We start from the raw sequence: 792 nt of genomic DNA, 5'->3' as shown, positions 1-792 counted from the left end.
TCGACGGTGCCGGTCACCGGGAGGCCATGCGCCTGCTGCAGCGACTCGACCGCGGCAACGGTCTCCGGGGCGTAGATGCCGTCCCCACCCCCCCGTCGTAGTACCCGGCTGTCGCCAGCGCGTCCTGCAGCTTGCGGGTGAAGTCGCGGACGGCGTCGACTGCCGCCTTCTGCTGGTCGTCGGCGGCAGCCTGCCTCGGCGAAGAGCTGCAGCCAGGACATCTCCAGCGCGACGGCTGCGGCGTTGAACTCTCGGGATGCCTGCGACAGCGGTCTCGTCGCTGATGCCGCCCTGTGCGGCCTCGAACTCGGACTCCGCCTGCTTCACACGAGTGACCGTCGCCGGCGGGGTCAGTGGAGCAGCAGACTCGGTGGGACTCGCCGACGGCGGCTCATCGCCACTCCTCGCCGCCTTCAGCTCGGCTTGTGCCACCGTGAGTTCCTGCCGCGCGGACACCGCCTTCTCCTGCGCCTCGACGGCAGCCTCTGCGGCCTCGACCGCGTCCTCCCGAGGCTGCGAGAGGTCGTCTCCGGCCTCCTTGACGTTCGCCCACCGTCGGGTCGGTGGCGGTGAGGGCGTCGCCGTACCGGTCGAGCGACACGACGTACCCGGTGGTTGCTTCGCAGAACGCGCTGGTGGCCGCGGCGATGCGTGCACCCTGGCCGGGCTCGGGGTCGTCGCAGCCGTCACCGCCATCATCGGCCGGTCAAGCGACCACCGCACCCACGGCGAGCACGACGATCACCAGTCCGCCCAGCATGACCAGCAGTGGCCACACCCATCTCAGGTAGG

The 792-nt window shown here is 70.8% G+C and carries 1 protein-coding gene; it reads right to left on the bottom strand.

Annotation, left to right across the window (positions count from 1 at the left end; all coding sequences use genetic code 11):
• Positions 1-221: peptidoglycan-binding domain-containing protein (locus tag EKO23_RS26775; protein WP_217702814.1), on the bottom strand; the 221-nt coding region annotated here is incomplete at its 3' end.
• Positions 222-792: the final 571 nt, after the last annotated feature.

The sequence above is a fragment of the Nocardioides guangzhouensis genome, assembly GCF_004519545.1.
In the GTDB taxonomy this organism is placed as follows: Bacteria; Actinomycetota; Actinomycetes; order Propionibacteriales; family Nocardioidaceae; genus Nocardioides; species Nocardioides guangzhouensis.
This window is presented reverse-complemented; position numbering and strand designations above follow the sequence as displayed.